Source organism: Falsiroseomonas oleicola (genome assembly GCF_019029495.1).
In the GTDB taxonomy this organism is placed as follows: domain Bacteria; phylum Pseudomonadota; class Alphaproteobacteria; order Acetobacterales; family Acetobacteraceae; genus Falsiroseomonas; species Falsiroseomonas oleicola.
In genome coordinates, this window is the sequence record NZ_JAERQM010000001.1 from 403136 (window position 1) to 416891 (window position 13756).

Sequence of the window (13756 nt, forward strand, 5' to 3'; positions counted from 1 at the left end):
GCCGTCAGCCCTTCGTCGCGTTGCGGCGCCGGACAATGAGCCGGTCCGTACGCTTGTTGTTACGGGTCTTGGCACCCTTGGTGGGCTTGCCCCACGGGGTAACCGGATGACGACCACCAGAGGTGCGGCCTTCGCCACCACCATGCGGGTGATCGACGGGGTTCATGACCACGCCGCGCTGATGCGGACGGAAGCCCATCCAGCGCATGCGGCCGGCCTTGCCGATCTGCTGGTTGCTGTTGTCCGGGTTGGACACGGCGCCAATGGCGGCCATGCACTCGGCCCGCACCAGGCGAACCTCACCCGACATCAGCTTCACCTGCGCATAGCCGGCGTCCTTGCCGACCAGCTGGCAGAAGGTGCCCGCCGAACGCGCGATCTTCGCACCCGCACCCGGCTTCATCTCCAGGCAATGGATGATGGTGCCGACCGGAATGTTCGCCAGCGGCATCGCATTGCCCGGCTTGATGTCGACCTTCTCGCCCGACACCACGCTGTCGCCCGCCTTCAGGCGCTGCGGCGCAATGATATAGGCGAGCTCACCATCCGCGTACTTCAGCAGCGCGATCCAGGCGGAGCGGTTCGGGTCGTATTCCAGGCGCTCGACAACCGCGGCCACATCGAACTTGCGGCGCTTGAAGTCGACGATGCGGTAGGACTGCTTGTGTCCGCCGCCCCGGAACCGGACCGTGGTACGGCCATGGTTGTTGCGGCCGCCCGAGTGCGACTTGCCCTCGGTCAGCCCCTTGACCGGCTTGCCCTTCCACAGGTCGGAACGGTCCACGAGGACCGTGCCGCGCAGCGACGGGGTGACCGGGTTGAAGTTCTTCAATGCCATGGCGTTACGCGAGCCCCGTCGTGAGGTCGATGGTCTGGCCGGCCTGCAGCCTCACCACCGCCTTCTTCCAATCGGAACGCTGGCCCTTACGACCGCGGAACCGCTTGGCCTTGCCCTTCATCACGAGCGTATTCACCGCCTCGACATTGACGCTGAACAGCTTCTCGACCGCCTGCCGGATCTCCGGTTTCGTCGCGTCCAGCGTCACCTTGAAGGTGACCTGGCTGCTCTCGTTCAGGCGCGTCGCCTTTTCCGTCACCACCGGTGCCAGGATCACCTGGTACAGGCGCTCGGCGGACAGGACCTTGCCGCGCGGCTTGGGTGCCGTCTCGCTCATGCTTCGGATTCCTTCGTCGCGCCATTCAGCCGCGCCGCCAGAGCCTCGAGGCCGGCACGCGTCACCGCGAGCACGTCGTGGTTCAGGATGTCGTAGACATTGGCGCCGATGGTCGGCAGCACATCGATCTTGGGGATGTTGCGCGTGACGCGGGCGAAGCCCTCATCCACCGTCGCATCCACCACCAGGGCGCTGTCCCAGCCCAGCTTCTTCAGCTGCGCCACCATCGCCGAGGTCTTGGCCTCGTCGCCGGCGGTGGCCGTGTCGAGCACGATCAGCTTGCCCGCCGCCACCTTGGCGGAGAGCGCGCAGATCAGGCCGAGGCGGCGGACCTTCTTGTTCAGGTTGTAGCCGTGGTCGCGCACCACCGGACCGTGGACGATGCCACCCTTGCGGTACTGCGGCGCCCGCAGGGAGCCCTGGCGCGCATTGCCGGTGCCCTTCTGCCGATACGGCTTCTTGGTGGTGCCGGAGACCTCGCCCATGCCCTTGACCTTGTGGGTCCCGGCGCGGCGCTTGGCCAACTGCCAATGGACCACACGGGCCATGATGTCGGCCCGCGGCTCGGCGCCGAACAGCGCCTCCGGCAGGTCGACCTGGCCGACGGAGTCATTGTCGAGATTGATGACAGGAAGCTGGATGGCCATGATCTTTACCCTTCCGCCCCAGCTTCGGCAGCCAGACCGGCCGGATAGGGCGCATCGGCATGGCGCGCACGCTTCACAGCGTCCCGCACCAGCACATAGCTGCCCTTCGAACCGGGAACGGCGCCCTTCACCAGCAGCAGCCCGCGCTCCGCATCATGCCCGGCGATGACCAGGTTCTGCGTGGTCACGCGCTCGACACCCATATGGCCGGCCATCTTCTTGTTCTTGAAGGTCTTGCCCGGATCCTGACGGTTGCCGGTGGAACCATGCGAACGGTGGCTGACCGAAACGCCGTGCGACGCCTCGAGACCCGCGAAATTCCAGCGCTTCATCGCACCAGCGAAGCCCTTGCCCTGGGTCGTGCCCGTGACATCGATCTTCTGGCCGGCGACGAAATGGCCGATTCCGAGCTTGGTGCCGGGCGCGAGAGTCGCGTCCTCGGCCACGCGGAACTCAACGGTCTTGCGCGGCGCCTCGACGCCGGCCTTCGCGAAGTGGCCCTTCTGCGGATTCGTCACGTTCTTCGGCTTCGCCACGCCAATCCCGACCTGGACGGCGACATAGCCATCCTTCTCGAGCGTGCGCTGCGCGATAACGCGAACGTTGTCGACATGCAGAACGGTGACAGGGACGGTGGAACCGTCCTCATTGAAAAGCCGGGTCATCCCCAGCTTCCGGGCGATCAGCCCGGAACGGCCCGTAACCTGACGGCCTGTGATGGACATTATGTCGGTCCTCTATCCGTCGATCAGATCTTGATCTCGACGTCCACACCCGAGGCGAGGTCGAGCTTCATCAGCGCGTCCACGGTCTGGGGGGTGGGATCGACGATATCAAGCAGACGACGGTGCGTACGAATCTCGAACTGCTCGCGCGACTTCTTATCGACGTGCGGCGAACGGTTGACGGTGAAACGCTCGATCTGCGTCGGCAGCGGGATGGGCCCGCGCACCCGCGCACCCGTCCGCTTGGCCGTGTTGACGATTTCCCGCGTGCTGCCATCGAGCACGCGGTGATCGAACGCCTTGAGGCGAATGCGGATGTTCTGGCTGTCCATGGCGCTTTGGCCCGTACCCTTCCGTCGTCGCTTACTTGACGATCTTGGCGACGACGCCGGCGCCGACGGTGCGGCCGCCTTCGCGGATCGCGAAGCGCAGGCCCTCATCCATCGCGATCGGCGCGATCAGCTCGACGTCCATCGCCACGTTGTCGCCCGGCATCACCATCTCCACGCCTTCCGGCAGCTTCACGATCCCGGTCACATCCGTGGTCCGGAAGTAGAACTGCGGCCGGTAGTTCGTGAAGAACGGCGTGTGACGACCGCCCTCTTCCTTCGTCAGGATATAGGCCTCGGCCTTGAACCCGGTATGCGGCGTGATCGAGCCCGGCGCCGCCAGAACCTGGCCACGCTCCACATCCTCGCGCTTGATGCCGCGCAGCAGCGCGCCGATGTTGTCGCCCGCCTGCCCGCTATCCAGCAGCTTCCGGAACATCTCGACGCCGGTCACCACCGACTTCACCGTGTCCTTCAGCCCGACGATCTCGATTTCCTCGCCGACCTTGACGATCCCGCGCTCCACGCGCCCGGTCACCACCGTGCCGCGGCCCGAGATGCTGAACACGTCTTCCACCGGCATCAGGAACGGACGATCCAGCGCACGCGCCGGCTGCGGGATGTAGGCGTCCACCGCCTCCATCAGCTTCAGCACCGCCTGCTCGCCGATCTCCGGCTGCTTGTCTTCCAGCGCCATCAGCGCCGAGCCGTGGATGATCGGAATGTCGTCGCCCGGGAACTGGTAGCTGCTCAGCAGCTCGCGCACTTCCATCTCGACCAGCTCCAGCAGGTCGGGGTCCGCCATGTCCGTCTTGTTCAGGAACACCACCAGCGCCGGAACGCCAACCTGGCGCGCCAGCAGGATGTGCTCGCGGGTCTGCGGCATCGGGCCATCGGCCGCCGACACCACCAGAATCGCGCCGTCCATCTGCGCCGCGCCCGTGATCATGTTCTTCACGTAGTCGGCGTGGCCGGGGCAGTCGACGTGGGCGTAGTGACGGTTCGCCGTCTCATACTCCACATGCGCCGTGGAGATCGTGATGCCGCGCGCCCGCTCTTCCGGCGCCTTGTCGATCTGGTCATACGCCGTGAACGTCGCCCCGCCCGTCTTCGCCAGGATCTTCGTGATCGCCGCCGTCAACGATGTCTTGCCGTGGTCCACATGCCCGATCGTGCCGATGTTGCAGTGCGGCTTGTTCCGCTCAAATTTCGCCTTGGCCATGGTGTCAGGTCCTCAAGATCGGATCGTGTTACCAGCGGTAGTGGCTGAAGGCCTTGTTTGCCTCCGCCATCCGGTGCGTGTCTTCGCGCTTCTTCACGGCGGAGCCACGATTGTTCGCGGCATCCATCAGCTCGGCAGACAGGCGGTCTTCCATCGTGTGCTCGCCGCGCTTGCGGGCGCTGTCGATGAGCCAGCGGATCGCCAGCGCCTGGCGCCGTTCCGGTCGCACCTCGACAGGCACCTGGTAGGTCGCGCCACCGACGCGACGGCTGCGGACCTCCACGGCCGGCTTCACATTGTCCATCGCCTGATGGAACACGGCCAGCGGGTCGGCGGCAGCGCCGGCGCGACGCTTCAGCGTATCCATCGCCGCGTAGACGATGCCCTCGGCCGTGCTCTTCTTGCCGTCGTACATCAGCACGTTCATGAAACGGCTCAGCACGAGGTCGCCGAACTTCGGGTCCGGCAGGACTTCACGCTTGGTGGCGCTATGGCGGCGCGACATGTCTCAGTTCCTCACTTCGGACGCTTGGCGCCATACAGCGACCGGCGCTGACGACGCTTCGCGATGCCCTGCGTGTCGAGCACGCCGCGCAGGATGTGGTAGCGGACGCCCGGAAGGTCCTTCACACGACCACCGCGGATCAGCACCACGGAGTGCTCCTGCAGGTTGTGGCCCTCGCCGGGGATGTAGCTCACCACCTCGTAGCCGTTGGTCAGGCGCACCTTGGCGACCTTACGAAGCGCCGAGTTCGGCTTCTTCGGTGTGGTCGTGTAGACGCGCGTGCAGACGCCCCGCTTCTGCGGGCTGCCCTGCAGGGCCGGAACCTTGTTCCGCTTCGCGATAGGCTCACGCCCCTGGGCGATGAGCTGGTTGATCGTCGGCATGACGCCCCTTCGTGCTCGTCTCGTCTGTCCCCATCACCGCAAACGGGATGGCCCGCGTGGAAGGCCAAGAGGCTCTTCCCTGCGGGCACCTGTCCGACCCCCGACCTAGGCACCCCAAACGGGGATGCGGTTCCGGAAGCGCGTCGCTGGAGACCAATATCAGCCCGGTCGTATCAGCGCGGGCTGCGCCGTATTCGACCAAGGTCGCGCCTAATATCCGGCGCCCTTGGTTGAGTCAAGCGAAGTGGCGCCCCGAGGGGCGCCACCCCCCCTTATTCCGCCGCGCGGGCAGGCCCGGCGAGCGGTGCCGGGGCAACCGGCAGGCGCCCCCGGTCCCGCTGCGCCGCAACCGCGCGCAACTTGTTCATGACGGACCCCGTGCCCGCCGGGATCAGGCGCCCGACGATCACGTTTTCCTTCAGGCCCAGCAGGTTGTCCACCTTGCCGGCCGTCGCTGCCTCCGTCAGCACCCGCGTCGTCTCCTGGAAGGAGGCGGCGGAGATGAAGGAGGTGGTCTGCAGGGACGCCTTGGTGATGCCCTGAAGCACCGGCTCGGCGCGCGCAGGCCGCTCCTTCGCCAGCAGGCGCTTCTCGTTCTCGATCTCAAATTCGATTCGCTCGACCGTCTCACCCACCAGGTAGGTCGTGTCGCCCGGATCGAGAATCTCGACCTTCTGAAGCATCTGCCGGACGATGACTTCGATGTGCTTGTCGTTGATCTTCACGCCCTGCAGTCGATACACGTCCTGCACTTCATTCACGAGGTAATTGGCCAGGGCTTCGACGCCCAGGACTCGGAGAATGTCATGCGGCACGCGCGGGCCGTCGACCAGCGGATCGCCCGCCTTCACATAGTCGCCTTCCTGCACGGAGACGTGCTTGCCCTTGGGCACCAGGTATTCCCGGGGCGTCGAGGGCTCGTCGCCCACCTGCTCCGGCACCACCAGGATGCGCCGCTTGGCCTTGTAGTCCTTGCCGAACTCCACGCGCCCATCGACGTCGGCGATGATCGCCGCATCCTTCGGACGACGCGCCTCGAACAACTCCGCCACCCGCGGCAGACCGCCGGTGATGTCGCGGGTCTTGGAGGATTCGCGCGGCATGCGGGCGATGACGTCGCCGGCATTCACTTCCTTGCCATTCTCGATCGAAAGGATCGAGCCTGGCGGCAGGAAGGTGATCGCCTCGGCGCCATTCTCACGCTTCACCACCTCGCCACGGCTGTCGCGGAGGATCAGGCGCGGGCGCAGGTCGGCGCCACGGCCGGTCGACTTGTACTCGACCACCTCCTTGAAGCTGAGGCCCGTCACCTCGTCGGTGCGGTCCATCAGGGTGATGTTCTCGAGCATGTCGGCGAATTCGACCTTGCCCTGGCGCTCGGTGATGATCGGCAGGGTGAAGGGGTCCCACTCGGCGATCTTCTGGCCGCGCGCGACGGTCTCACCTTCCTCCAGCAGCAGCCTGGCACCATAGGGCACGCGGTTGCGGCCGCGCTCGCGCCCGTTCACGTCGTAGAGCACGGCCTCGCAGTTGCGGCTCATGACGATGGCGGCGTTGGAGCTGTTGATGACGACCTGGCGGTTCAGGAACTTCACCGTGCCGTCCGCGATCGCCTCGACCGCCGAGGTTTCCGCGCCACGCTGCGCCGCGCCACCGATATGGAAGGTGCGCATGGTGAGCTGGGTGCCCGGCTCACCGATGGACTGCGCCGCGATCACGCCGACGGCCTCGCCGGTATTCACCGGCGTGCCGCGCGCGAGGTCGCGCCCGTAGCACATGCCGCAGACTCCGACGCGCGAGTCGCAGGTCAGCACGGAGCGGATCTTCACCGCCTCGACGCCCGCATTCTCGATGATCTCGGCCTCCGGCTCCTCGACCAGCGTGCCGACCTTCACCAGCACCTTGCCGTCCGCCGGGTCGATCACGTCTTCCTGCGTCGTCCGGCCCAGGATGCGCTCGGAGAGCGAGGAGACGGTCTCGCCGCCATCCATCACGGCGCGCACGGTGATGCCGCGCTCGGTGCCGCAATCGTCCTGGACGATGATGCAGTCCTGCGCCACGTCGACCAACCGACGGGTCAGATAGCCGGAATTCGCCGTCTTCAAGGCCGTGTCGGCCAGGCCCTTGCGGGCGCCGTGGGTGGAGTTGAAGTACTCCAGCACGGTCAGGCCTTCCTTGAAGTTGGAGATGATCGGCTGCTCGATGATCTCACCCGAGGGCTTGGCCATCAGGCCGCGCATACCGGCCAGCTGGCGCATCTGCGCCGGCGAGCCACGCGCACCGGAGTGGGACATCATCCACACGGAGTTGGCGGGCTTGCCAATCTCCTGCTTCATGATCTCCTTCATCATCGCCTGCGCCACTTCCTCGGTGCATCGCGACCAGGCGTCGACGACCTTGTTGTAGCGCTCACCGGCGGTGATCAGGCCGTCGAGGTACTGCTGCTCGAACTCCTTCACCTGATCCTTGGTGCCGTTGATCATGGCGTCCTTCGTGTCGGGGATGACCATGTCATCCTTGCCGAAGGAAATGCCGGCCATCGCCGCGTGCTTGAAGCCGAGCCCCATCAGGCGGTCGGCGAAGATCACCGATTCCTTCTGGCCGCAGTGACGGTACACGGCGTCCATGACGTCCGAGATGGACTTCTTGGTGAGCTGGCGGTTGATCAGGCTGAAGGGCACCGCCGGGTGCAGCGGCAGCAGCGCGCCCATGAACATGCGGCCGGCCGTCGTCACCGCACGCTCGGTGACGATGTTGCCGTCCTTGTCGGCGGCCTTGCGGCGCGCCCGGATCTTGCTGTGCAGGTTGATGACGCCCGCGGCCAGCGCCTGCTCGATTTCACCGATCGAGGCATAGGCCGGGGCCTTCTGCTCCTCCGCCACCTTGAACTCAGGCGTCTCTAGCGAGAGGTAGTAGAGGCCCAGCACGATGTCCTGCGACGGCACGATGATCGGCTTGCCGTTCGCCGGGCTGAGGATGTTGTTGGTCGACATCATCAGCACGCGCGCTTCGAGCTGCGCTTCCAGGGAGAGCGGCACGTGCACCGCCATCTGGTCGCCGTCGAAGTCGGCATTGAAGGCGGTGCAGACCAGCGGGTGCAGCTGGATCGCCTTGCCTTCGACCAGCGTCGGCTCGAAGGCCTGGATACCCAGGCGGTGCAGGGTCGGCGCGCGGTTCAGCAGCACCGGGTGCTCGCGGATCACCTCCTCGAGGATGTCCCAGACCTCCGGACGCTCCTTCTCCACCATCCGCTTCGCGGCCTTGATGGTGGTGGCGTGGCCGTACTTCTCAAGCTTCGAGTAGATGAACGGCTTGAACAGCTCGAGCGCCATCTTCTTGGGAAGACCGCATTGGTGCAGCTTCAGCTCCGGACCCACCACGATGACCGAACGGCCGGAATAGTCGACGCGCTTGCCGAGCAGGTTCTGCCGGAAGCGGCCCTGCTTGCCCTTCAGCATGTCGGACAGCGACTTCAGCGGGCGCTTGTTGGCGCCCGTGATGGCGCGGCCGCGGCGGCCGTTGTCGAACAGCGCGTCCACAGCCTCCTGCAGCATGCGCTTCTCGTTGCGCACGATGATGTCCGGCGCGCGCAGCTCGATCAGTCGCTTCAGGCGGTTGTTGCGGTTGATGACGCGGCGATACAGGTCGTTCAGGTCGGAGGTCGCGAAACGGCCACCCTCCAGCGGCACCAGCGGGCGCAGCTCCGGCGGGATCACCGGCACGACGTCGAGGATCATCCACTCCGGACGGGCACCGCCCTCCCCGAAGCTCTCCAGCATCTTCAGGCGCTTCACCAGCTTCTTGCGCTTGGCCTCGGAGGTCGTCTCCTTGAGGTCGGCGCGAAGCTGGGCGGCTTCCTTCTGCAGCTCGATGGCGGCGAGCATCTGCTTCACCGCCTCGGCACCGATGCCGACGCTGAAGGCATCCTCGCCGAACTCGTCCTGCTTCGCCTGGAACTGGTCCTCGGTCAGAAGCTGATGCAGCTTCAGATCGGTCAGGCCCGGCTCCAGAACCACATAGGATTCGAAGTACAGGACCTTCTCCAGCTCCTTCAGCGACATGTCGACCATCAGGCCGACGCGCGAAGGCAGGGACTTCATGAACCAGATGTGGGCCACCGGCGAGGCCAGCTCGATATGGCCCATGCGCTCACGGCGCACCTTGGCCAGCGTCACCTCCACGCCGCACTTCTCGCAGATGATGCCGCGGAACTTCATGCGCTTGTACTTGCCGCACAGGCACTCGTAGTCCTTGATCGGTCCGAAGATCCGCGCGCAGAACAACCCGTCCCGCTCCGGCTTGAAGGTGCGGTAGTTGATCGTCTCCGGCTTCTTGATCTCGCCATAGGACCAGGAGCGGATCTGCTCCGGTGAGGCGATCGAGATGCGGATCTGATCGAAGGTCATCTGCTGGCCGGTCTGGCCAAGGATCTTCATCAGCTCGTTCATGCGGTCCACTCCGTCCGGCTCGCCAGCGTAATTCGGCCGCGCGCCACGAAAAGGGAGAGCCGCGCCACCTTCCGGTGGCGCGGGTATTCAAACCAGGCGATCAGCTCGGCCGGTTCTCGAGATCGACGTTCAGGCCGAGCGACTTCAGTTCCTTCACCAGCACGTTGAAGGATTCCGGAACGCCCGCCTCGAAATTGTCCTGGTCGCGCACGATGGCCTCGTAGACCTTCGTGCGGCCCGACACGTCGTCTGACTTCACCGTCAGCATTTCCTGCAGCGTGTAGGCGGCGCCGTAGGCTTCCAGCGCCCAGACCTCCATCTCGCCGAAGCGCTGACCGCCGAACTGCGCCTTGCCGCCCAGCGGCTGCTGGGTGACCAGCGAATAGGGGCCGATGGAGCGGGCGTGGATCTTGTCATCCACCAGGTGGTGCAGCTTCAGCATGTAGATGTAGCCAACCGTCACCTTGCGCTCGAAGCGCTCGCCGGTGCGGCCGTCGGTCAGCCAGGACTGGCCGGACTTGTCGAGGCCCGCCTTGGTCAGCATGCCCTCGATATCCGCCATGCGCGCGCCGTCGAAGACCGGCGTCGCGATGGCGACACCCTTCTTCAGGTTCTCGCACAGCTCGATGAGCTGGTCGTCATCCATCGGATCGATCTCGGTCTTGATCGTCTCGTCCGGATAGGCCTCGCGCAGCTTGGTGATCAGCTCCTCGCGCATCGCACCGCCGCGGCGATACTCCTCGACCAGGTCACCGATCTGCCGGCCGATATTGGCGCAGGCCCAGCCCAGATGGGTCTCCAGGATCTGCCCGACATTCATGCGCGACGGCACGCCCAGCGGGTTCAGCACCAGGTCGACCGGCTGGCCGCTTTCCAGGAACGGCATGTCCTCGATCGGAACCACACGCGAGACGACGCCCTTGTTGCCGTGACGGCCGGCCATCTTGTCGCCCGGCTGAAGCTTCCGCTTCACCGCGACGAAGACCTTGACCATCTTCATCACGCCGGGCGGCAGCTCATCACCGCGCTGCAGCTTCTCGACCTTGCTTTCGAAGCGCTTCTGCAAACGCTCCACCGCCGCGTCGAATTCCCGCTTGATCGACTCGATCTCGGCCATCGCCGCGTCGTCCTGCACGCCGATCTGGCGCCAGGTCTGCTTGGCGAACTGGTTCAGCACCTCATCGGTGATGTCCGTACCAGCCTTCACGCCGCGGAAGCCGCCGGACGCCTTGCGGCCCAGCAGACGCTCATAGAGACGCGAATGGAAAGAACGCTCCTGGATCGCCTTCTCGTCGTCGCGGTCCTTGGCCAGGCGCTCGATCTCCGCGCGCTCGATCGCCATGGCGCGCTCGTCCTTGTCGACGCCGCGGCGGCTGAAGACGCGCACATCCACGATCGTGCCGGCCACGCCCGGCGGCAGCCGCAGCGAGGTGTCGCGCACGTCGGAGGCCTTTTCGCCGAAGATGGCGCGGAGCAGCTTCTCCTCCGGCGTCATCGGGCTTTCGCCCTTCGGCGTCACCTTGCCGACCAGGATGTCGCCCGGCTGCACTTCCGCGCCGACATAGACGATGCCGGCCTCGTCGAGGTTGCGCAGCGCTTCCTCACCGACATTCGGGATGTCGCGGGTGATTTCTTCCTGGCCGAGCTTGGTGTCGCGGGCGCTGACCTCGAACTCGTCGATATGGATCGAGGTGAAGACGTCGTCGCGCGCGATCCGCTCGCTGATCAGGATGCTGTCTTCGAAGTTGTAGCCATTCCACGGCATGAAGGCGACCAGGGCATTGCGGCCCAGCGCCAGTTCACCGAACTCCGTCGACGGACCGTCGGCGATGATGTCGCCGGCGTTGCAGCGGTCGCCCACCTTCACCAGCGGGCGCTGGTTGATGCAGGTGGACTGGTTGGAACGCATGAACTTGCGCAGACGATAGATGTCGACGCCGCGGGTGCTGCCGTCATCGCCCGTCGCCCGCACCACGATGCGCGCGCCGTCGATGCTGTCCACGACGCCGTCGCGCTTGGCCACGATGGTCGCGCCGCTGTCGCGGGCCACTGCCGCTTCCATGCCGGTGCCGACCAGCGGCGCATCCGCCTGGATCAGCGGCACGGCCTGCCGCATCATGTTGGAGCCCATCAGCGCGCGGTTGGCGTCGTCGTTCTCCAGGAACGGGATCAGCGCCGCGGCGACGGAGACAAGCTGCTTCGGGGAGACGTCGATGGCCGTCACCTCCTCCGGCTTCACCAGCCGGAAGTCGCCGCCATCGCGCACGCTGACCAGTTCCCCGGTCAGCTTGTCGTCACCGTCGAGGCCGGCATCGGCCTGGGCGACAACCAGCCGCTCCTCCTCCATGGCGGAGAGGTAGCGCGGCGCGCCAACCACCTTGCCGTCCCGCACCAGGCGATACGGGGTCTCGATGAAGCCGTACTTGTTCACCTTGGCGAAGGTCGCGAGCGAGTTGATCAGGCCGATATTCGGGCCTTCCGGCGTCTCGATCGGGCAGATGCGGCCGTAATGGGTCGGGTGCACGTCGCGCACCTCGAAGCCGGCGCGCTCGCGGGTCAGACCTCCCGGGCCAAGCGCCGAGAGGCGGCGCTTATGCGTCACCTCGGACAGCGGATTGGTCTGGTCCATGAACTGGCTGAGCTGCGAGGAGCCGAAGAACTCCCGCACCGCGGCCGCGGCCGGCTTCGCATTGATCAGGTCATGCGGCATGACGGTGTCGATATCGACCGACCCCATGCGCTCCTTGATCGCGCGCTCCATGCGCAACAACCCGACGCGATACTGGTTCTCCATCAGCTCGCCGACCGAACGCACCCGGCGGTTGCCGAGGTTGTCGATGTCGTCGATCGAGCCGTTGCCATCCTTGAGCTGCAGCAGCACGCGGACGGTCTCGACGATGTCCTCCTTGCGCAGCGTGCGCTGCGTGTCGGCGACTTCCTCGGCGGAGAAGCCGAGGCGCATGTTCATCTTCACCCGGCCGACAGCGGACAGGTCATAGCGCTCGCTGTCGAAGAACAGCCCACGGAACAGCGTCTCCGCCGTGTCGGCGGTCGGCGGCTCGCCCGGGCGCATCACCCGGTAGATGTCCATCAGCGCTTCTTCGCGGTTGCCGTTCTTGTCCACCGCGAGGGTGTTGCGCATCCACGGCCCGGCGCCCTGGTCGATGGCCAGCGTCGGCAGCCGGTCGAGCCCGGCCTCCTCGATCGCGGTCAGCTTCGGTTCGGTCAGCTCCTCGCCGGCCTCGGCCCAAATCTCACCGGTCTCCAGATTCACCATGTCCTCGGCGACGAAGCGGCCGAGCAGGTCCATGCGGCCCACCAGCACCTCGGTCGTGCCGCCCTCGGCGATCTTGCGCGCGGCGCGCGGCGTCAGCTTGACGTCCTTGTCGGCCACCACCTCGCCCGTGCGGGCATCGATCAGCGGTTCCTGCAGCTTCACGCCGCGGAAGGCCTCCGGATCGAAGGGACGCGACCAGCCCTTGGGGCCGCGGGCGAAGACCACCTGGCCATAGAAGCTGTTCAGGATCTCCTCGGCATCCATGCCGCGGATCTCGTTGACCTCCAGCGGCGGCAGGCCGGCGGCGGCGCGGTCGGCGCGCTGCTGCTGCGTCCAGGCGGAGTCCAGCGCATAAAGCAGCGTCGTCGCCGGCAGCTTGCGCTTCCGGTCGATGCGGACATAGCAGATGTCCTTGGCGTCGAACTCGAAGTCGAGCCAGGAGCCGCGATAGGGGATGACGCGCGCGGCGAACAGGTACTTGCCGCTGCTGTGGGTCTTGCCCTTGTCATGATCGAAAAAGACGCCCGGCGAACGGTGCATCTGGGAGACGATGACGCGTTCCGTGCCGTTGACGATGAAGGTGCCATTGTCCGTCATCAGGGGCATGTCGCCCATGTAGACGTCCTGCTCCTTGATATCGCGCACGGAACGAGAACCCGTGTCCTCATCCACATCCCAGACGATGAGGCGCAGGCGCACCTTCAGTGGGGCGGCGAAGGTCAGGCCACGCTGGATGCATTCCTCGACATCATATTTCGGCTCCTCCAGCTCGTACTGGATGAATTCCAGACGGCCACGGCCACCGAAATCGTCGATCGGGAAGACCGACTTGAAGACTTCCTGGAGCCCTGCATGCAGGCGCACATCCGGGTCAACGCCCATCTGGAGGAAGGCCTCATAGGAGGCGCGCTGCACGTCGATGAGGTTTGGCATCGGCGCGACTTCGGGCAGACGCCCGAAAGACCGCCGAATGCGCTTCCGCGCCGTGAACGACTTCGTGATAGCGTTCATGCCTGTCCCGCTTCCCGTGCCTGCCAGCGGCGCA

At 65.8% G+C, this 13756-nt stretch carries 10 protein-coding genes; all 10 read right to left on the minus strand.

The window, feature by feature from the left end; all coding sequences use genetic code 11:
* Positions 1 to 4: 4 nt before the first annotated feature.
* Complete coding sequence (gene rplB / locus JJQ90_RS02025) at positions 5 to 838, minus strand: 50S ribosomal protein L2 (protein WP_216872791.1); 834 nt, start codon at positions 836 to 838, stop codon at positions 5 to 7.
* A 4-nt stretch (positions 839 to 842) separates the two neighbouring features.
* Positions 843 to 1139: a 50S ribosomal protein L23 gene (locus tag JJQ90_RS02030; RefSeq protein WP_457851877.1), complete on the minus strand. Its 297-nt coding sequence runs from the start codon at positions 1137 to 1139 to the stop codon at positions 843 to 845.
* 32 nt (positions 1140 to 1171) lie between these two features.
* On the minus strand, positions 1172 to 1816 hold the full coding sequence (rplD, locus tag JJQ90_RS02035) for a 50S ribosomal protein L4 (protein ID WP_216873729.1): 645 nt from the start codon (positions 1814 to 1816) through the stop codon (positions 1172 to 1174).
* Positions 1817 to 1827: 11 nt separating this feature from the next.
* Positions 1828 to 2547 carry a 50S ribosomal protein L3 gene (gene rplC / locus JJQ90_RS02040; protein ID WP_216872793.1) on the minus strand — a complete coding sequence of 240 codons (720 nt, stop codon included), beginning with the start codon at positions 2545 to 2547 and terminating at the stop codon, positions 1828 to 1830.
* A gap of 23 nt (positions 2548 to 2570) precedes the next feature.
* Complete coding sequence (gene rpsJ / locus JJQ90_RS02045) at positions 2571 to 2879, minus strand: 30S ribosomal protein S10 (RefSeq protein ID WP_027285682.1); 309 nt, start codon at positions 2877 to 2879, stop codon at positions 2571 to 2573.
* Positions 2880 to 2910: 31 nt separating this feature from the next.
* Entirely contained in the window at positions 2911 to 4098 is a 1188-nt protein-coding gene (gene tuf / locus JJQ90_RS02050) for an elongation factor Tu (RefSeq protein WP_216872794.1), read from the minus strand.
* 28 nt (positions 4099 to 4126) lie between these two features.
* Complete coding sequence (rpsG, locus tag JJQ90_RS02055; protein WP_216872795.1) at positions 4127 to 4603, minus strand: 30S ribosomal protein S7; 477 nt, start codon at positions 4601 to 4603, stop codon at positions 4127 to 4129.
* Positions 4604 to 4614: 11 nt separating this feature from the next.
* Positions 4615 to 4986 (minus strand): 30S ribosomal protein S12, encoded by a 372-nt coding sequence (rpsL, locus tag JJQ90_RS02060; protein WP_168034994.1) that lies wholly within the window; start codon positions 4984 to 4986, stop codon positions 4615 to 4617.
* 272 nt (positions 4987 to 5258) lie between these two features.
* Complete coding sequence (gene rpoC, locus JJQ90_RS02065; RefSeq protein ID WP_216872796.1) at positions 5259 to 9434, minus strand: DNA-directed RNA polymerase subunit beta'; 4176 nt, start codon at positions 9432 to 9434, stop codon at positions 5259 to 5261.
* Between the two features lie 100 nt (positions 9435 to 9534).
* Complete coding sequence (gene rpoB, locus JJQ90_RS02070; protein WP_216872797.1) at positions 9535 to 13722, minus strand: DNA-directed RNA polymerase subunit beta; 4188 nt, start codon at positions 13720 to 13722, stop codon at positions 9535 to 9537.
* Positions 13723 to 13756: the final 34 nt, after the last annotated feature.

What these genes read in the sequence shown, in the direction of transcription:
- rplB (WP_216872791.1), bottom strand. Translation starts at nt 838, where the DNA reads ATGGCATTGAAGAACTTCAACCCGGTCACCCCGTCGCTGCGCGGCACG.
- rplC (WP_216872793.1), bottom strand. Translation starts at nt 2,547, where the DNA reads ATGTCCATCACAGGCCGTCAGGTTACGGGCCGTTCCGGGCTGATCGCC.
- rpsJ (WP_027285682.1), bottom strand. Translation starts at nt 2,879, where the DNA reads ATGGACAGCCAGAACATCCGCATTCGCCTCAAGGCGTTCGATCACCGC.
- tuf (WP_216872794.1), bottom strand. Translation starts at nt 4,098, where the DNA reads ATGGCCAAGGCGAAATTTGAGCGGAACAAGCCGCACTGCAACATCGGC.
- rpsG (WP_216872795.1), bottom strand. Translation starts at nt 4,603, where the DNA reads ATGTCGCGCCGCCATAGCGCCACCAAGCGTGAAGTCCTGCCGGACCCG.
- rpsL (WP_168034994.1), bottom strand. Translation starts at nt 4,986, where the DNA reads ATGCCGACGATCAACCAGCTCATCGCCCAGGGGCGTGAGCCTATCGCG.
- rpoC (WP_216872796.1), bottom strand. Translation starts at nt 9,434, where the DNA reads ATGAACGAGCTGATGAAGATCCTTGGCCAGACCGGCCAGCAGATGACC.
- rpoB (WP_216872797.1), bottom strand. Translation starts at nt 13,722, where the DNA reads ATGAACGCTATCACGAAGTCGTTCACGGCGCGGAAGCGCATTCGGCGG.